Origin of the sequence: Pseudomonas sp. KB-10 (assembly GCF_018221585.1) — a bacterium.
Taxonomy (GTDB): domain Bacteria; phylum Pseudomonadota; class Gammaproteobacteria; order Pseudomonadales; family Pseudomonadaceae; genus Aquipseudomonas; species Aquipseudomonas yangonensis.
Genome location: NZ_QYYB01000001.1, coordinates 986,803 through 1,005,292 on the forward strand (window position 1 = coordinate 986,803; position 18,490 = coordinate 1,005,292).

Annotated in this window: 16 protein-coding genes; 5 read left to right on the forward strand and 11 right to left on the reverse strand. The window is 65.1% G+C overall.

Translation table 11 applies throughout. From position 1 onward, the window contains the following. Positions 1 to 48: 48 nt before the first annotated feature. A complete protein-coding gene (locus DXK50_RS04560) occupies positions 49 to 1,143 on the reverse strand; it encodes a TRAP transporter substrate-binding protein (protein ID WP_212629480.1) in 1,095 nt (364 codons plus the stop codon). Between the two features lie 23 nt (positions 1,144 to 1,166). Continuing rightward, complete coding sequence (uvrD, locus tag DXK50_RS04565) at positions 1,167 to 3,350, reverse strand: DNA helicase II (RefSeq protein ID WP_161864352.1); 2,184 nt, start codon at positions 3,348 to 3,350, stop codon at positions 1,167 to 1,169. A gap of 291 nt (positions 3,351 to 3,641) precedes the next feature. Between uvrD and DXK50_RS04570 the strand changes: the two genes are divergently transcribed. Beyond that, positions 3,642 to 6,524 carry an EAL domain-containing protein gene (locus DXK50_RS04570; RefSeq protein WP_212629481.1) on the forward strand — a complete coding sequence of 961 codons (2,883 nt, stop codon included), beginning with the start codon at positions 3,642 to 3,644 and terminating at the stop codon, positions 6,522 to 6,524. A 24-nt stretch (positions 6,525 to 6,548) separates the two neighbouring features. Here DXK50_RS04570 and DXK50_RS04575 read toward each other — a convergent pair whose 3' ends face one another. From DXK50_RS04575 to zur, 8 genes are all read right to left on the reverse strand, one after another. Further along, entirely contained in the window at positions 6,549 to 6,974 is a 426-nt protein-coding gene (locus DXK50_RS04575) for a VOC family protein (RefSeq protein WP_161864354.1), read from the reverse strand. Positions 6,975 to 7,219: 245 nt separating this feature from the next. Then, positions 7,220 to 7,990, reverse strand: coding sequence for a MetQ/NlpA family ABC transporter substrate-binding protein (locus tag DXK50_RS04580; protein WP_212629482.1), 771 nt, complete (start codon positions 7,988 to 7,990; stop codon positions 7,220 to 7,222). Positions 7,991 to 8,054: 64 nt separating this feature from the next. Beyond that, the gene (locus DXK50_RS04585) at positions 8,055 to 8,723 is read right to left on the reverse strand and encodes a methionine ABC transporter permease (RefSeq protein ID WP_161864356.1); all 669 of its coding nucleotides are present in this window, start codon (positions 8,721 to 8,723) and stop codon (positions 8,055 to 8,057) included. Beyond that, a complete protein-coding gene (locus DXK50_RS04590; RefSeq protein WP_212629483.1) occupies positions 8,723 to 9,730 on the reverse strand; it encodes a methionine ABC transporter ATP-binding protein in 1,008 nt (335 codons plus the stop codon). The genes DXK50_RS04585 and DXK50_RS04590 overlap by 1 nt, the downstream gene beginning before the upstream one ends. A gap of 182 nt (positions 9,731 to 9,912) precedes the next feature. After that, entirely contained in the window at positions 9,913 to 10,752 is an 840-nt protein-coding gene (locus DXK50_RS04595) for a PA5502 family lipoprotein (RefSeq protein WP_212629484.1), read from the reverse strand. A gap of 113 nt (positions 10,753 to 10,865) precedes the next feature. Continuing rightward, positions 10,866 to 11,654: a zinc ABC transporter permease subunit ZnuB gene (znuB, locus tag DXK50_RS04600; protein WP_212629485.1), complete on the reverse strand. Its 789-nt coding sequence runs from the start codon at positions 11,652 to 11,654 to the stop codon at positions 10,866 to 10,868. Continuing rightward, a complete protein-coding gene (gene znuC / locus DXK50_RS04605) occupies positions 11,654 to 12,442 on the reverse strand; it encodes a zinc ABC transporter ATP-binding protein ZnuC (RefSeq protein ID WP_161864360.1) in 789 nt (262 codons plus the stop codon). Before znuC ends, znuB begins: the two co-directional genes overlap by 1 nt. Continuing rightward, positions 12,439 to 12,924, reverse strand: coding sequence for a zinc uptake transcriptional repressor Zur (gene zur / locus DXK50_RS04610; protein WP_161864361.1), 486 nt, complete (start codon positions 12,922 to 12,924; stop codon positions 12,439 to 12,441). The genes znuC and zur overlap by 4 nt, the downstream gene beginning before the upstream one ends. Before the next feature lie 66 nt (positions 12,925 to 12,990). On the opposite strand from zur, the gene znuA reads away from it, so the two are divergent. Together znuA and DXK50_RS04620 are read left to right on the forward strand one after the other, a co-directional pair. After that, positions 12,991 to 13,935, forward strand: coding sequence for a zinc ABC transporter substrate-binding protein ZnuA (gene znuA / locus DXK50_RS04615; protein ID WP_212629486.1), 945 nt, complete (start codon positions 12,991 to 12,993; stop codon positions 13,933 to 13,935). 264 nt (positions 13,936 to 14,199) lie between these two features. After that, positions 14,200 to 15,441: an MFS transporter gene (locus DXK50_RS04620; RefSeq protein WP_212629487.1), complete on the forward strand. Its 1,242-nt coding sequence runs from the start codon at positions 14,200 to 14,202 to the stop codon at positions 15,439 to 15,441. Between the two features lie 83 nt (positions 15,442 to 15,524). Here the strand turns inward: DXK50_RS04620 and zwf are convergent, their stop codons facing one another. Beyond that, positions 15,525 to 16,946, reverse strand: a complete 1,422-nt coding sequence (gene zwf / locus DXK50_RS04625; protein ID WP_249186689.1) for a glucose-6-phosphate dehydrogenase — start codon at positions 16,944 to 16,946, stop codon at positions 15,525 to 15,527. Between the two features lie 290 nt (positions 16,947 to 17,236). On the opposite strand from zwf, the gene hexR reads away from it, so the two are divergent. Together hexR and DXK50_RS04635 are read left to right on the forward strand one after the other, a co-directional pair. Next, complete coding sequence (hexR, locus tag DXK50_RS04630) at positions 17,237 to 18,103, forward strand: transcriptional regulator HexR (protein WP_161866758.1); 867 nt, start codon at positions 17,237 to 17,239, stop codon at positions 18,101 to 18,103. Positions 18,104 to 18,155: 52 nt separating this feature from the next. Continuing rightward, positions 18,156 to 18,431 carry a YceK/YidQ family lipoprotein gene (locus tag DXK50_RS04635; protein ID WP_249186613.1) on the forward strand — a complete coding sequence of 92 codons (276 nt, stop codon included), beginning with the start codon at positions 18,156 to 18,158 and terminating at the stop codon, positions 18,429 to 18,431. Positions 18,432 to 18,490: the final 59 nt, after the last annotated feature.

The window sequence follows — 18,490 nt, forward strand, 5'->3', positions numbered from 1 at the left end:
TGAATTCGCTCCCACAAGGGCGAAAAGCCTTGTGGGAGCGGAGGCGGCTCAACGCCAGTTGTACAGCTCTTTCTCGGTCAGCGTCTGCATGGCGCTGGCTTCTTCGAGGAAGGCCTTCTGCGAGGCCCAGATGCGGCCATTGAGATCGTTTTCGGCAGCCAGGGACTCGAGCACCACCTCGGATTGTTCGCGCATGGCTTGCAGCACTTCATCCGGCAGGCGCTTGAACTGCACGCCTTCGCTCTTGAGGCTTTGCAGCGCCTTGGCGTTGTTGAACACGTAGTCGTCCATCATGTCCAGGGTTGCAGCGCGCGCGGCTTCGACGACGATGGCCTGCAGGTCGGCCGGCAGCGCGTCGAAGGCTTTCTGGTTGACCATGGATTCGACCACGGCCTGCGGTTCCTGCCAGCCTGGGAAGTAGTAGTACTTGGTCGCCTTGTGCAGACCGAAGGCCAGATCGTTGTACGGGCCGACCCAGTCGGTGGCGTCGATGGCGCCGGTCTGCAGAGAGGTGAAAATCTCGCCACCGGGCAGGTTGACGGTGATCGCACCGAGCTTGCTCCAGACTTCGCCGCCGAGGCCCGGCATGCGGATCTTCAGGCCCTTGATGTCATCCAGGCTGTTGATTTCCTTGTTGAACCAGCCGCCCATCTGCATGGTGGTATTGCCCGCCGACAGCGGTTTCACGCCGTAGGGTGCATAGGTTTCGTCCCACAGCGCCTGACCGCCGCCCTTGCTCAGCCAGGCGTTCATTTCCAGGGTGGAGAGGCCGAACGGCACGCTGCTGAAGAACTGCGCAGCCGGCACCTTGCCCTTCCAGTAGTACGGGGTGCCGTGGCCCATCTCGGCCGTGCCGCGCGATACCGCGTCGAACACCTCCAGTGCAGGTACCAGCTCGCCGGCCGCATACACCTTGACGGTCAGGCGACCGGCGCTCATGGCGTTGATACGCTCGGCCAGACGCTCGGCAGCGGTGCCCAGGCCGGGGAAGTTCTTCGGCCAGGAAGTGACCATCTTCCAGTGGAAGGTTTCTGCCGGTTTGGCGGCGGCTTGCTCACTGGCAGCCTTTTCTTCTTTGCAGCCAACCAGGCCGACGGCGGCGATCAGCGCCAGAGCGGCGCCGAACAGATTGCGGCGATTCATCGATTCTCTCCAGATACGGTGTGCTAACAGGCTTCCAGCTTGGCATATGCCAGCATCAGCCACTTGCTGCCTTCGTTTTCAAAATTTACCTGCACCCGTGCCTGTGCGCCGGCACCCTCGAAGTTGAGGATGGTGCCCTCGCCGAACAGGCTGTGGCGTACGCGCTGGCCCAGGTTGAAGGGCGTCTGCGGCACGGCGCTGCCGGCGAACAGGCTGCCAGCGCTCATCGAGCTGGTGCTTACCGGGCGGCTGACGCTGTTGCTGAGGCGCACTTCCTGAATCAGCGGTGCGGGGATTTCGCGGACGAAGCGCGATACCTTGTTGTAGGTCTCGCTACCGTAGAGACGCCGGGTTTCGGCGTAGCTGATCACCAGCTTCTGCATGGCACGGGTAATGCCGACATAGGCCAGGCGGCGTTCTTCTTCCAGTCGGCCCGGTTCTTCCAGGCTCATCTTGTGCGGGAACAGACCCTCCTCCATGCCAACCAGGAATACCAGCGGGAATTCCAGGCCCTTGGCGCTGTGCAGGGTCATCAGTTGAATGCTGTCCTCGTTCTCGGCGGCCTGGGTGTCCCCGGCCTCCAGCGAAGCGTGGGTGAGGAAGGCCTGCAGCGGGGTCAGCTCGTCGTCTTCGTCATTCTCGAAGGCGCGCGCGGCGCTGACCAGCTCCTCCAGGTTCTCCACCCGGGCCTGGCCCTTCTCGCCCTTTTCCGCTTCATGGTAGGCGAGCAGGCCGCTCTGCTCGATGACCACCTGGGTCATCTGGTGCAGGGGCATTGCCATGACCTTCTCGGCGAGGCCTTCGATCAGCTCGATAAAGCCGCTCAGGGCGCTCGAAGCACGGCCCGGCAGTACCTTGTTGGCGAGCATCAGGCGGATCGCCTCCCACATGTGCACGTCATGTGCGCGGGCGTACTCGCGGATGCTCTCGATGCTCTTCTCGCCGATGCCACGCGCCGGCACGTTGATGATGCGCTCCAGCGCAGCATCGTTGCCGCGCCCGTCGAGCAGGCGCAGATAGGCCATGGCGTTCTTGATCTCGGCGCGCTCGAAGAAGCGCTGGCCGCCGTAGATGCGGTAGGGGATGCGCTCGCGCAGCAGCGCCTCTTCCAGTACCCGCGACTGGGCGTTGGAGCGATACAGAATGGCGATCTCGCTGCGCTTGAGGCCGTCCTTGCGCAGCGCGTCCTCGATGCTCTCGACCACGTAGCGCGCTTCGTCGTGCTCGTTGAAGGCGGCGTACAGGGCCAGCGGCTCGCCGTCGCCGCCATCGGTCCACAGCTCCTTGCCGAGGCGCCCGTTGTTGTTGGCGATCAGGGCGTTGGCCGCCTTGAGGATGCCGGCGGTGGAGCGGTAATTCTGCTCCAGGCGGATCAGCTGGGTGTCGGGGAAGTCGCTGGAGAACTGCTGGATGTTCTCGATCTTGGCGCCGCGCCAGCCGTAGATCGACTGGTCGTCGTCACCCACCACCATCAGGCTGTCGCCGCCCTTGGCAAGAAAACGCAGCCAGGCGTACTGCACGGCGTTGGTGTCCTGGAACTCGTCGACCAGGATATGGCGGAAGCGCCGCTGGTAGTGCTCGAGCAGGCCTGGTTTGTCGCGCCACAGGTCGAGGGCGCGCAGCAGCAGCTCGGCGAAATCGATCACCCCGGTGCGTGCGCAGGCCGCTTCGTAGGCCTCATAGATGCCACGCATGGTGGCCAGGAACAGGTCGCCGCCGGCCTGGATGTGCGCCGGGCGCAGGCCTTCGTCCTTTTGCCCGTTGATGAACCACTGCGCCTGCTTGGCCGGCCAGCGCTGTTCGTCCAGGCCCAGGTCACGGATCACTCGTTTGATCAGGCGTTGCTGATCGTCGGAGTCGAGAATCTGGAAGTTCTCGGCCAGGCCGGCTTCCTGCCAGTGCGCGCGCAGCAGGCGATGGGCCAGGCCGTGGAAGGTGCCGACCCACATGCCGGCCGGGTTGTGCCCGAGCATGTCCTCGATGCGGTGGCGCATCTCGGCGGCGGCCTTGTTGGTAAAGGTCACCGAAAGGATCGAATGAGGCGAAGCGCCCATTGCCTGAATCAGGAAGGCAATGCGGTGCACCAGCACGCGGGTCTTGCCCGAGCCGGCGCCGGCCAGCACCAGCTGGCGGCCGAGCGGAGCGGCCACGGCCTGGACCTGGGCGTCGTTGAGCGAAGCGAGGAGGAGTTCGGGGTCGTTTTGCATCGCGGCATTCTAGGGGGCGCGGCAGGGGAGGGCAAACCGTCGGCCAGGCGAAGCGAACCCGGGCTGATGCAACCGACGACCGGTAGGTCAGAGCGCAGATGTGTGTATGCAGGCGGCCAAGGGCCATCATGCCTGGGTGGCGCCCGCCAAAAGTTGGGCGTCAGACTGTGAAATTGCCCACATCTTTGTTGGGCACAGCGTCTGTCTCGGGTATTCTCCCGCGACGTCAGGGCTGAGGGTGCCGATACTGACCCCGCAGATCCTTAGGCAACCATTACAAGAACATCGCCTATGACCGCCACGACTTGCGCCGTAATTCAAGAGGTGACGCTGGACCCGCATCAGGCTGAACGTCAGTTCGCCACGGACATTGCCGTCGAGCGTACCCGTCTGTTGTTTCTGGGCTCGCGCCTGCCTACTTTGCTCATGCTGCTGGTCGGCCTGGCCTGCAGTCTGCTGCTCTGGGACCAGCAGAGCGCAGCGTTGCTCATGGCGTGGCTGGGTTGGGTGGTGCTGCTGGTGCTGCTGCGTCTGACCCAGGTCAATGCCTTCAACGAGGCCCTGCCCAGCCGCCAGGCCGAACCCTACTGGCGACGCATCTTCCTCGTCGGTGCCGCAGCTTCCGGCCTGACCCTCGCCTTCGCCGTGATCGAGCTGGTGCCGGCCGATGTGTTCTATCAGCAGGCGCTGGTCTATGGCCTGATCGCTGCGGCGATTCTCTCGGCCAGCGTTGCCTATGCCGTCAGCCTGTCGGCCTTTCTCAGTTTCGCCTTGCCCTGCCTGGTGCCTTCGGCGGCCTTCCTGCTGCTGGCCGACAACAGCCTGCAACGCGGCTGGGGGCTGCTCGGGGTGATTCTGTTTCTCGCCCTGCTGGTGGTGGCCTGGCAGGTCAATCGCCTGGTGCAGCGCAGCCTGCTGCAGCGTTTTCACAACCTGGCGCTGATCAGCAACCTGGAGCACGCCAAGCAGCGCGCCGAGGGGCTCAACGAAGAGCTGGCGCGCGAGGTGGAGCAGCGCCGCCGCGCCGAACGCGAGCTGCGCGGCGCCCACGGTGAACTGGAAATGCGCGTGGCCGAGCGCACCCTGGAGCTGGACGAGGCGACCCATGCCCTGGGCAAGAGTCAGGCGCGTCTGGCCCTGGCCCTGGAAGCCAGTGAGCTGGGGCTGTGGGACTGGGATCTGGAAAGCGATCAGGTGCACCACTCGCACCTGCGCGAACTGTTCGGCCTGGAGCCAGGTCAGGTGCAGGTGATGCTGCGTGATCTGACCCCGCGGTTGCATCCGGACGACCTGCCGCGGTTGCGCCGCGCGCTGGTCCAGCACCTCAAGGGACGCAGCGAGGACTATCAGATCGAATATCGCGTGCGTCATGAAGACGGCCACTGGGTCTGGGTCGAGGACCGTGGCCGCGCAGTCGAGCGCGATGCTGCCGGCCGTGTGCGGCGCATGCTCGGGACACGGCGCGACGTCAGTGCGCGGCGTGAGCAGGAGCAGCAGCAGCGCCTGGCCGCGACGGTGTTCGAGGCGGCCAGCGAAGGTATCTTCATTCTCGACCCGCACTACCGCGTGCTGGCGGTCAACCGCGCCTTCAGCTCGGTGACCGGCTACAGCAGCGAAGAAGTGGTCGGACGCACGGTGACCAGCCTGATCGGCAGCCGCGAGATGCGCAGGCAGTACCAGATGGTCCGCCAGGAGCTGGACAGCAGCGGCACCTGGCAGGGCGAGCTGATCGAGACGCGCAAGAGCGGCGAGCTCTACCCGCAGTGGCTGCAGCTCAATCTGGTGCGCGATACCAGCGGGCGGCCCAGCCATATCGTCGGCTTCTTCGCCGACCTGACCGCGCGGCGCGAGGCCGAGGAGCGTCTGCGCTACCTGTCGCACTACGACGGCCTCACCGGCCTGGCCAACCGCAGCCTGTTCAAGGAGCGCCTGCACGAGGCCAGCCAGCGTGCGCGGCAGAGCGGTCGCAGTATCGCCCTGGTGCATATCGACCTGGACCGCTTCAAGCTGCTCAACGACAGCCTCGGCCATGAGGTAGCGGACCAGCTGCTGCGCCAGATGAGCCGCCGCCTGACCCAGGCCGTGCCGGAAGCCGACTGCATCGCGCGGCTGTCGGGTGACGAATTCGCCGTCATTCTCGACGCCTACGGCAGCCTTTCCAGTCTGGCACGGGTAGCCAGTCGGCTGTTGGCCAAGCTGCGCGTGCCGATGGACGTCGGCGGCCACGAGCTGGTGGTCAGCGCCTCGCTGGGCATCAGCCTGCTGCCGGACTATGCGCGTGAGATCAGCGCGCTGATCAGCCAGGCCAATATGGCCGTACAACATGCCAAGCACCTGGGCGGCAACACCTTCCAGTTCTTCACCGACAACCTGCAGGCCTGCACCCTTGAGCGCCTGCAGCTGGAGAACCAGCTGCGCAAGGCCATCGACGAGGGCCAGTTGGAGGTGTTCTACCAGCCCAAGCTGAATCTCGCCGACGATCAGCTGAACGCTGCCGAAGCACTGGTGCGCTGGCGCCACCCGCAGCAGGGCATGGTGGCGCCGGGCGAGTTCATCGGCCTGGCCGAAGAGACCGGATTGATCGCGCCGATCGGCGAGTTCGTGCTGCGCCAGGCCTGTCTGCAGGCTCGCGAATGGCAGCGTCAGGGGCTGGCGCAGATACGCGTGTCGGTCAACCTGTCGGTGCATCAGCTGCGTCAGGGCAACCTCACCAGCCTGGTCCGCCTGGTGCTCGAGGAAACCGGCCTGGCGCCGCAGTACCTGGAACTGGAGCTGACCGAAAGCCAGCTGCTCGACAACGTCGAAAGCGTCATCGCCACCTTCCAGCAACTGCGCGCGCTGGGCGTGAAGCTGGCGATCGACGACTTCGGCACCGGCTACAGCTCGCTCAGCTACCTCAAGCGCTTCCCGGTGCACTACGTGAAGATCGACCAGACCTTCATCCGCGACCTGTCGCCAGGCGGCGAGGACGCGGCGATCACCCGCGCGATCATCGCCATGGCCCACAGCCTGGAGCTGAAAGTGGTTGCCGAGGGCGTGGAAACCCAGGCGCAGATGGACTTTCTCAAGAGCCAGAACTGCGACGAGATCCAGGGCTATCTGATCAGCCGCCCGGTGGAGGCCAGCGCCTTCGCCGATCTGCTGCGCGCGCAGCGTGACAGTCCGCTGGATTGAGCGGCGCTTGCTCTGTGCAGATACTCACTTGGCGAACAGCTGACCGATATCCTTGAACGCCTTGAACTCCAGGGCGTTGCCGCAGGGGTCGAGGAGGAACATGGTCGCCTGCTCGCCGACCTGGCCCTTGAAGCGTACGTAGGGTTCGATGACGAACTGCGTCTTGCGGCTGCGCAGGCGCTCGGCCAGCGCCTCCCAATCGTCCCAGTCGAGCACCACGCCGAAGTGCGGCACCGGCACGTCGTGGCCATCCACCGGATTGCTCACCGCCGCTTCCTGATAGGCCATCTTCGGCGCCTCGTGAATCACCAGCTGATGACCGAAGAAATCGAAGTCGACCCAGTGATCGCTGCTGCGCCCTTCAGCGCAACCGAACACTTCGCCATAGAAATGCCGCGCTGCGGCCAGATCAAAGACGGGGATTGCCAGGTGAAAGGGAGTAAGGGCCATCAGGCAGTACCTCTGGTTATTGTCTGTCGGGCTAGCCTAGCAACAGCAGAATCGATTGAAAGCGAATATCCCTGCTCGTCAGCTCAAAAAACTGAATAAATCGAGGCGCTCACGCTGCGAGCAGGCCTCCCGACGCCCGCCGGCGCTGGGTGCCGGGACTGATCAGCCTGTCGCGCTGCCATAAAAAATGCCGCGCGGCTTTGCAGCGGCGCGGCATCGGGTACAGCTCAGGGGGGCGGCGGCGATCAGAACGCCGGTACGACGGCGCCTTTGTATTTCTCTTCGATGAACTGCTTCACCTCGGCGCTGTGTAGGGCCTTGATCAGCTTCTGTACGGCTTCGCTGTCCTTGTTATCGGCGCGGGTCACCAGAATGTTCACGTACGGCGAGTCGCTGCCTTCGATGGCCAGGGCGTCCTGGGTCGGGTTCAGCTTGGCTTCCAGGGCATAGTTGGTGTTGATCAGGGCAACGTCGACCTGGCTCAGTACGCGCGGCAGGGTGGCCGCTTCCAGTTCACGCACCTTGATGGCCTTGGGGTTCTCGACGATGTCCTTCGGCGTGGCGAGGATGCCGGCTTCCGGCTTGAGCTTGATCACGCCGGCCTTCTGCAGCAGCAGCAGGGCGCGGCCGCCGTTGGTGGCGTCGTTGGGGATGGCCACGGTGGCGCCTTGCGCCAGCTCGTCGAGGCTCTTGATCTTGCTCGAGTAGGCGCCGAAGGGCTCGACGTGCACGCCGCCAACGCTGACCAGCTCGGTCTTGCGGCTGGCATTGAACTCGTCCAGGTACGGCTGGTGCTGGAAGAAGTTGGCGTCGAGGTTCTTCTGCTGTACCTGCAGGTTGGGCTGCACGTAGTCGGTGAACACGCGCACCTTCAGCTCCACCCCTTCTTTGGCCAGGGCCGGTTTGACGAACTCGAGGATCTCCGCGTGCGGCACCGGGGTGGCGGCGACGTTGAGGGTTTCGGCCTGGGCCGAGAAGGCCGCGAAGGCGGCGATTGCAGTCAGCAGCTTCTTCATTTCAAGGTTCCTTTTGGGAAGGTTGGCGCGGGTCTCGCGGGTGGCGAGTCGCCGCTTTTCATCATTACTTGCGAGAAAAATGTATGACCAATAGGTCCCCGACCATCTGCAGCACCTGCACCAGGACCAGCAGCAGGATCACGGTGACGGTCATCACGTCCGGTTGGTAGCGCTGGTAGCCGTAGCGCACCGCCAGGTCACCGAGGCCGCCGCCGCCGACCAGGCCGCTCATGGCGGTGTAGCCGACCAGTGTAATGGCTGTAACCGTGGTGGCCGCGAGCAGGCCGGGCAGTGCCTCGGGCAGCAGCGCGCGGGTGATGATCTGCCAGGTGGTGGCGCCCATCGCCTGGGTCGCCTCGATGATGCCGCGTTCCACTTCACGCAGCGCGGTCTCCACCAGGCGCGCGAAGAACGGTGTCGCGCCGACCACCAACGGCGGAATGGCCCCGGCCACTCCAAGCGAGGTGCCGACCACGATTTCGGTGAGCGGCAGCATCAGGATCAAGAGGATGACGAAGGGCACCGAGCGCAGAATATTCACCAACAGCGAGAGCTGGCCATAGAGCACCTTCTGCTCGAACATCTGGCGCGGGCCGGTGAGGAACAGCAGTACGCCGAGCGGCAGGCCGAGCAGCACGGTGAACAGCATCGAGCCGAGCAGCATGTACAGGGTGTCGAGGCTGGCCTGCCAGATTTCCGGCCAGAATACGTTGGGCAGCAGTTGTTCGAGCATCAGCGCAGTACCTCCAGATGCACCTCGGCGGCTTCGAAGCGCGCCAGCGCGGCGTCGATGTCGCCACCGGTCAGGGCCAGGGTCAGCTGGCCATAGGGGGCGTCCTTGATACGGTCGATGCGCCCGGCAAGGATGCTGTAGTCCACCCCGGTCTCGCGGGCCACGGTGCCCAGCAGCGGTGCATAGGTGGCTTCGCCCTGGAAGGTCAGACGCAGGATACGTCCCGAGACGTGGGCGAAGTCGTCGTGTTGCTCAGCCTCGTCGACATGTTCGGACTCCTGCACGAAGCGCCGCGTGGTCGGGTGCTGCGGGTGCAGGAACACCTCGGCCACCGGACCTTCCTCGACGATGACGCCGGCATCCATCACGGCCACGCGGTCGCAGACGCGACGGATCACATCCATCTCGTGGGTGATCAGCACGATGGTCAGGCCCAGTTCGCGATTGATCTCGGCCAGCAGCTGCAGCACCGCAGTGGTGGTCTGTGGATCGAGGGCGCTGGTGGCTTCGTCGCACAGCAGGATCTTCGGCCTTGTGCTCAGCGCACGGGCGATGCCGACACGCTGTTTCTGCCCGCCGGAGAGCTGCGCGGGGTATTTGTTGGCGTGATCCTGCAGGCCGACACGGGCCAGCAGCTCGGCGACGCGGGCGTCGATCTCGGCGCGGCCCAGCTCACCAGCCAGGCGCAGCGGCATGGCGATATTGTCGGCGACGGTCTTCGACGACAGCAGGTTGAAGTGCTGGAAGATCATCCCGACCTGTTGGCGGAAGCGGCGCAGGCCATTGGCATCGAGGGCGGTGACGTCGACGCCGTCGATCTCGATGCGGCCGCCGGAGGGTTCCTCCAGGCGGTTGATCAGGCGCAGCAGGGTACTCTTGCCGGCGCCGGAGTGGCCGATGATGCCGAACACCTGACCGCTGCCGATCTGCAGCGTGGTGGGCTGCAGTGCCGGAATCTCGCGGCCCGCGACGCGGTAGGCCTTGTGGACGGATTGAAACTGGATCACGCGAACGACCTTTTGGGTGTGTTCAAGGGCGGGCCCAAAGGTGAAAGGGGCCGGCCATCGGGCGCCGGGTGGGCGCAAAAGGGCGCTAGTCTACCCGGCGGTATTTAGGCCGAGAAAATCTTTCTTGACCTATGGTTATTACAAAACGGCATTACCGATCAGCGGCGGTGCCGGTGCCCGCTTCACTGGCGCTGCGGGTTCAACAGCAGGCGCGGTACCTGTTGCGGCACAATCTTCTGGCTCAAGTGCGGACGGAAGGTCGGGTCGAGCTTCTTGATGCGGGTCGTGAGCAGCGCCGCGACCCAGGGATAGTCCTTGGCCTCGCGCACTTCGATGTGCACGGCGCAGCGAAAGGTCACGACATCCGCTGCCACGTTGTCGAGCAGGCGGCGCAGTTCCTGATTGTCCTGGCTGTCCAGCATAGGCAGCGCCACCGAACTGGTGGCCGCGCTCGGGTCGATCAATCGGGCGCCGGGCTTGCTCTGGACCACCGGATCGGCCTGACCCGCCGGGATTGCAGAGGCCGCCGCCCTGGCCTGCCGCTCACCGGCCAGGCGCTGTTGGCGCAGCTGCTCCTGGCGCTCGGCGTCAAGCCGGGCAGCGGCCTCGCGCGCCTGTTGCTCGGCTGCCGCCTGGCGCGCGGCGCGGGCACTGTCGATGGCCTGGTTGAGGTCGTGACTCAAGGCGGGTGCCTGCGGCATCAGGCTACGGGCCTGGCCCAGCGCCTGGGCGGCACGGTCCAGATCGCCCTGCTGCAGCGCTTCCTGGCCTTGTTCCATATAGGCCTCGGCCAGCTGGCGCTGATATTGCTCCAGGCGTGTGTCGCGGCTGGCGCGTTGCTGCAGGACGCTGAGCTGGCCGCGCGCGTCGTCGAGACGCTCTTCGGCCAGACTCAGGTCGAGCTCGCGCAAAGCGATGACCAGATCATCGACCGGCGGGAGACTTTGCTGCTGGCTGCTCTGGCAGCCGACCAGCAACAGAACCAGAAAAAGCGGAAGACCACGAAAAGCGAACGACTTCATGACTACGCGTCTCGAATTGTGCAAAAAACGCGCAATCATACAGGTTTGCGGCTCCGATTTCATCTGGCCGCTCTGCCTAGCTCGAACGCCGCCGGGCTACGCAGGGCGCGCCATCAGAAACTGCGCTTGGGCAGGGTGAAGCTGGCCAGGAACAGGGCGGCGGCGCTGACCACGATGGATGGTCCGGCCGGCGTATCCTGATACCAGGACAGCGCCAGGCCGCAGCAAACGGCCAGCAGGCCGAGCAGGCTGGCGCCCACGGCCATCTGCTCCGGGGTGCGCGCGTGGCGCTGGGCAGCAGCGGCGGGGATGATCAGCAAGGAGGTGATCAGCAGCACGCCGACGATCTTCATCGCCACGGCGATCACCACGGCGATCAGCAGCATCAGCGCCAGGCGGATCGCCGCCACCGGCAGACCTTCGACCCGCGCCAGTTCCTCGTGCACGGTGATCGCCAGCAGCGGTCGCCACAGCCAGGCCAGCAGTGTCAGCACAAGCGCGCTGCCGCCGATGATCCAGGCCAGATCGGTGGGGCTGACGGCGAGCAGGTCGCCGAACAGATAGCTCATCAGGTCGATGCGCACGTCATGCATGAAGCTCAGCGCCACCAGGCCCAGCGACAGGGTGCTGTGGGCGAGGATGCCCAGCAGGGTGTCGGAGGCCAGCGGCTGGCGCTGTTGCAGGGTCACCAGCAGCACGGCGAGCAGCACGCAGCCGACGGTCACGGTGAGGGTCGGGCTGACATCGAGCAGCAGGCCCAGCGCCACGCCGAGCAGGGCAGCGTGGGACAGGGTGTCGCCGAAATAGGCCATGCGCCGCCATACCACGAAGGAGCCGAGCGGGCCGGCTACCAGAGCCAGCGCCAGGCCGGCGAGCAGGGCGTTGAGAAGAAAGTCGGGCATCAGTGCTTGCAACCTGGGCCATGAACGTGAGCCGGGCCGTGAATGGTCAGGCCGGGCTTGACCACGCCGCCATGCAGGTCATGAGCGTGATCGTGATGATGGTGATAGACGGCCAGGCTCTTGGCGTCCTGGCCGAACAGCTCGATGAAGGCTGGGTCGCCGCTGACCTGCTCGGGGTGCCCCGAACAGCAGACATGGCGGTTGAGGCAGACCACCTGATCGGTGGCGCTCATCACCAGGTGCAGGTCGTGCGAGACCATCAGCACGCCGCAGCCATGACGCTCGCGCAGCCGCGAGATCAGCCGGTACAGCTCGGCCTGACCCGCCACGTCGACGCCCTGCACCGGTTCGTCGAGTACCAGCAGTTGCGGCTCGCGCAGTAATGCCCGGGCCAGCAGCACACGCTGCATTTCGCCGCCGGAAATGCTCTGCAGCGGGCTGTCGATCACCTGCTCGGCGCCGACTTCGGCCAGCGCTGCCAGCGCGCGTTTGCGGTCCACGCCCGGTACCAGCCGCAAAAAGCGCAGCACCGACAGCGGCAGGGTCGCATCGACATGCAGTTTTTGCGGCATGTAGCCGATGCGCAGGCGTGGCGCGCGACGCACGCTGCCGCGCTCCGGTTGCAGCAGGCCGAGCACCACGCGCACCAGGGTGGTCTTGCCGGCGCCGTTGGGGCCGATCAGCGTGACGATCTCGCCGGGCTGCACGCTGAGCTGCACGTCGTCCAGCACTGCCTGGCCGTTGAAGCTCACAGCGACGCCGTCGAGACGGATCAGCGTCTCGCTCATGACTTGTCCTTGCAGCCCGCGCACAGGCCGACGACTTCCACGGTCTGGCTTTCCACGACGAAACCGACGCCGGCCGCACCATCGACGATGGCCTGGCTGATGGCGGGCTGCTCCAGTTCGGTCGCCGCGTGGCATGCGCGGCAGATCAGGAACTGGCCCTGATGCGCGTGTTCGGGATGGCTGCAGCCAACGAAGGCGTTGAGAGAGGCGATGCGGTGCACCAGGCCGTTCTCAAGCAGGAAATCCAGCGCGCGGTAGACGGTGGGCGGCGCGGCGCGGCGGCCGTCTTCATCACTCAGTACGCCGAGGATGTCATAGGCACCGAGCGGCTTGTGACTGGCCCAGACCAGCTCCAGTACGCGTTTGCGCAGGGTCGTCAGGCGCAAGCCCTGGCGCGCACAGATGGCTTCGGCTTCGGCCAGCGCATGGCTGACACAGCGGGAGTGATCGTGGGGGCGTGCAGACAGGGGCGTGTCGGTCATGGGCAAGGACGGCGCAGGTAAGAGACGTTATTATGTTACCTGTTCAATGTCGCTTGAGTATGCCCCGTGTTACGTGTTTTCTGTTTCATTGCCCTGTTTTTCGTCGCCAGCGCCCAGGCCGAGGTACGCGTCCTGACCAGTATCAAGCCGTTGCAACTGATCGCCGCTGCGGTTCAGGACGGTGTTGGCGAACCTGAAGTACTGCTGCCGCCGGGCGCCTCGCCGCACCACTATGCGCTGCGCCCGTCCGACGTACGGCGTGTACGCGAGGCCGACCTGCTGTACTGGATCGGCCCGGACATGGAGGCCTTCCTGCCCCGTGTGCTGAGCAGCCGCGACAAGCCGCAGGTGGCCGTGCAGGAGCTGCCCGGCATGACCCTGCGTCACTTCGGCGACAGTCATGATGAGCATGATCACCACGAGGAGGGTCATGATCACCAGCATGCACACGCCGCTGACGGCCTTGGCCACGATCACGACCATCGTCCGGGCAGTCTGGATGCCCATTTGTGGCTGGCTGCGGACAACGCCAAGGTGATAGCCGCGCGCATGGCGGCAGACCTGACCAAGTTGGACGCTGCCAACGCCGCGCGTTACGCCGCCAACCTGCAAGCCTTCGAGGCGCGCCTGGATGCGCTCGATGGCCGTATCCGTCCGCAACTGGCCGCCCTGCAAGGCAAGCCGTACTTCGTTTTCCACGAGGCCTTCGACTATTTCGAGGCCGCCTATGGCCTCAAGCACGCCGGCGTGTTCAGCGTGCTGACCGAAGTGCAGCCTGGTGCGCGCCATGTCGCTGCCATGCGTGAGCGTCTGCAGCAGACCGGTCCGAGCTGCGTCTTCAGCGAACCGCCGCTGCGCCCGCGCCTGGCCGAAACCCTGACCGCCGGCCTGCCGGTGCAACTGGCAGAGCTGGATGCGCTGGGCGGCACCCTGCCGGTCAATGCCAGCGGTTACGAGCAGCTGTTGGAAAACCTGGCCGCTGGCCTGAACGAGTGCCTCGGTAGCCTGTAGGGTGGAACACGCTTTATCGTTCCACCAGAGAAGCGCTGGCTGAGCCTTCATGGTGGATGAAAAAGCGCCATCCGCCCTATGCACTGGAAAATCTGCCGGATCTCGCGCGATGGACGCCCCGGATTGCATCCGGGCTACGGGGCGGCGAGGCTGTTGTGGAAGCGGCTTCAGCCGCGACCGCCGAGCTACGAACTGTAACCACCTCCACATTGCCGCTGGCCGGCGCAAACCACTAGGCTTGCGCTTTTGCCGCGAGCGCCTGCCATGTCGCCAACCGCACCTCGCCCGTCCAACGCCACGCTGGTGCTGCTGGCCTCCCTCTATTGCGCGCAGGGCCTGCCGTCCGGGCTGATCGCCCACTCGTTACCGGTGCTGCTGCGTCAGCATGGCGTCGACCTGGCATTGATCGGCCTGCTCAAGCTGCTGGCGCTGCCCTGGCTGCTCAAGGTGTTCTGGGCGCCGTGGATCGACCGCCTGGCCTCGTCCCGGCTGGGCCATCACCGTGGCTGGATTCTGCCGCTGCAGAGCGGAGTCATCGTCTGTGTCGCCGCACTGGCGCTGCTGGCCCCGCAGACCCTGTTCGGTTCGGGCCTGTGGCTGCTGCTTGGCCTGTTGTTGCTGATCAATCTGCTGGCGTCGACCCAGGACATTGCCACCGATGGCCTCACCGTGCGCCTGCTGCCCGAGCGCTGGCGCGGCCTCGGCAACAGCCTGCAGGTCGGCGGCTACAAGGTCGGCATGATCGTCAGTGGCAGCGGTCTGCTGCTGGTGATCGACCCGTTGGGCTGGAACCTGGCTGTGGGGCTGGTGGCCGGCCTGATCCTGTTGATGACTGTGCCGATCTGGTTGTTCCCCGAGCGTCGAACTCTACCCTTTCAGCCCGCTCTGGCGGAGCGCGCCCTTGGTCCGAGCCTTTTGCTCCATCACTACCGCGGCTTGTTGGCGCAGCCGGGCATGCTGCTGTGGCTGGCGGTGGTGCTGACCTTCAAGCTCGGTGACTCGCTCGGCTCGCCGATGATCAAGCCGATGCTGGTGGACCAGGGCTGGAGCATGGGTGCGCTTGGCCAGCTAACCCTGATCAGCAGCCTGGCCGGCATCGCTGGCGCGGTGCTTGGCGGCCTGCTCTACGCCCGTATCGGCGGGCTGCGTGCATTGATCCTGTTCGGCGCCCTGCAGGCCATCGGCATCGCCGCGCTGGCGCTGCTGGTGGGGCAGGGGGCCAATGTTGGCCTGGTCTACGCCGTGACTCTGTTCGAGCAGGTGGCCGATGGCATGTCCACCGTCGCCCTGTTCGCCACGATGATGCGCATGTGCCGCCCGGAACACGAAGGCGCTGACTTCACTCTGCAGGCCTCGGCGCAGTTGCTGCTGTCCGGCTTCGTCGGGGCCAGCAGCGGGGTGTTGGCCGAGGCGTTGGGCTACGAGGGGTTGTTCGTCGGGGCAGGGGTGTTGGGAATGCTGGTGTTGCTTGTGGTGCTCGCGCACGTGCGCCGATCAGCAGCCTGAGCGACGCCGGCGCGAGCCAGTAGCCCGGATGAAATCCGGGGCGGTGCTGAGAAAGCCCCCCGGATTGCATCCGGGCTACGCCTTTATGCCCAATGGCGCCCGTGGCGCTCCAGCAGGTGCTGCAGCTGCTCCGGGCCATCGCTGCCGGCCGGGTAGGGGCGCGGGCTCTGGTAGTGCTGGTGCCAGCCCTGGAGGATGGGGTCGACCCACTGCCAGGCAGCCTCCACCTCGTCGCGGCGCATGAACAGCGTCGAGTCGCCTTCGATCACATCCAGCAGCAGGCGTTCGTAGGCGTCCCAGCGGCGCTGCTGGTTGAAGGCGTTGGCCAGGTTGAGGTCCAGCTCGACAGGCTTCAGGCGCATGCCCTTGCCGGGATTCTTGGCCATCAGCTGCAGGCTGATGCGCTCTTCCGGTTGCAGGCGGATCAGCAGTTGATTGGCTTCGCCATCGTTGAACAGCCGATGCGGTACCGGCTTGAACTGGATGAGGATTTCCGAGGTTTTCTTCGCCAGGCGCTTGCCGGTGCGTAGATAGAACGGCACGCCGGCCCAGCGCCAGTTGTCGATCTCCACCTGCACCGCGACGAAGGTTTCGGTATCGCTGTCGTTGTCGACGTTCTTCTCGAAGTAGTAGGCCGGCACGTCGTGGCCGCCGATCTTGCCGGCGGTGTACTGGCCGCGCACGGTCTTGTCCTGTACGTCGAGGCCGCTGATGGGCTTGAGTGCTTCGAGAATCTTCACCTTCTCGTTGCGCACCGCTTCGGCGTCGAAGCGCACCGGCGCTTCCATGGCCACCAGGCATAGCAACTGCAGCAGGTGGTTCTGGATCATGTCGCGCATGGCGCCGGCCTTGTCGTAGTAGCCGCCGCGGTTTTCCACACCGAGGGTTTCGCACACGCTGATCTGCACGTGGTCGATGTGTCCGGCGCGCCATACCGGCTCGAACAGGGCGTTGGCGAAGCGCAGCGCCATGAGGTTCTGCACGGTTTCCTTGCCCAGGTAGTGGTCGATGCGAAACACCCGCGCCTCGTCGAACACGGCGCCGATCGCGGCATTGATCGCCCGCGCCGACTCCAGCGAATGGCCGATGGGCTTTTCCAGCACGATGCGCGCCGCCGGATCGGCCAGACCGGCATTGGCCAGGTGCGCGGCGATGTCTTCGAACAGGCTCGGCGCGGTTGCCAGGTAGTAGACCCGCACGCGCTGCTCATCACGCCCCAGGCGCTTGGCCAGGCGGCCGAAATCGGCGCTCTGCGCGGCGTCCATGGCGAAGTAGTCGAGGCGTGCGGCGAAGCTCGCCCAGGTGTCGTTGGCGAAGTCGGCGCGCGCAACCTGGGCGCGGCAGTGACGTTCGGCCAGGGCCTGATAGGACTCGCGGCTGTGGCTGCTGCGCGCCAGAGCGAGGATGCGCACATCGGTATGCAGGCGCCCTTCGCGATGCAGGTGGTAAAGCGCCGGCAGCAGCTTGTGCAGGGCCAGGTCGCCCGTGCCGCCGAAGACCAGCATGTCGCAGGGAATACTCAAGGGAAACACTCCGACTCGTGATGGCAGACCGTTGCAAACTACCTGCGATTGCAGGAAAGAGGCAGTGAAAGCTCTTCAAGAATGCCTGTTTTTTTCCAGCGCGCCCGCTGTTTGAAACATTCGTTCAGCTATTCGGCAGCCGCTTGGCTGTGCGCAGGCCCGAGCTATGTAGTATAACTACAAGGTCACTACAACCGCCGACCGCCGATCATAACCGAGCCATGACTCGCCAAGTGTCGCGGTAGACCTTTATCCGCATAGAGCCTACCTCCGTGAATCTGTTGCAACACATCGCCCAGTCGCGCCACCTGCTGCGCAAGTCCGAGCTCAAGGTGGCCGATCACGTCCTGCTCGATCCAGCATCGGTGATGCACAGCTCCATGGCCGAGCTGGCGCACAGCGTCGGCATCAGCGAGCCGACCATCGTGCGTTTCTGCCGTGCCATCGGTTGCAGCGGTTTCCAGGATCTCAAGCTCAAGCTGGCGCAGAGCCTGGCCGCCGGCGCCAGCTTCGGCCAGTTCGCGATTCACGAGGATGACTCGGTCGCCGACTTCAGCCTGAAGATCTTCGACACCACCCTGCATACGCTGATGGAAGTGCGCGAGAAGCTCGATCCCGAGGCGCTGCAGCGCGCCATCGCCGCCTGCTCCAAGGCCCAGCGCGTGGAGTTCTATGGCTTCGGTGCATCCGGTGCGGTTGCGGCTGATGCCCAGCACAAATTCTTCCGTCTGCTGCTCAACGCCGCGGCCTATTCCGACCCGCACATGCAGGCGATGAGTGCCGTGACGCTGCAGCCGGGCGATGTGGCGGTGTGCATCTCCCAGTCCGGGCGTTCCAAGGACCTGTTGATCACCGCCAACCTGGTGCGGGAGTCCGGCGCCAGCCTGATCACCCTGTGCCCGAGCCAGACACCACTGGCCGAGCTGTCGACGGTCAACCTGGCCATCGACGTGCAGGAAGACACCGAGATCTACACCCCGCTGACCTCGCGCATCGCCCACCTGGTGGTGATCGACGTGTTGGCCATGGGCGTGGCCATGGCGCGTGGGCCGAGCCTGGTCAACCACCTCAAGAGCGTCAAGCGCAGTCTGCGTAGTCTGCGCCTGTCACCGAAGTCGCTGCGTAGCAGCGAGGATTAACGCAGGATCTTCAGGGATGAAGTGTTCAGTGGGGCACGCCGGGCTGGCGGCATTGATCGTTCTGTTGGCGGGGTGCAGTACTTTTTTCTCCCGCATGGATGCCGACAAGCAGGTCAAACTGTATCCGGCGACCAAGTACGCAGTGGATGCTGCCGGCGATGGCTGGTGCTGGATGTTTCTGGCTTGTCCCGTGTTGATCGTTTCCCTGCCGGTTGACGCTGCGCTGGATACGCTGCTGTTGCCGGTCGATGCAGTTCGCGTGCACAGCCGTCGAAAGTCGAGGAAGATCGAGTCGGCTGAGCTGCGCAAAGTCACCGAGTCTTCATAGCCCTGCCGTCAAAGCGTCATCTCCCCGAGCGAAGCTGGGCGCTCCAGTCCTCGTTCCGG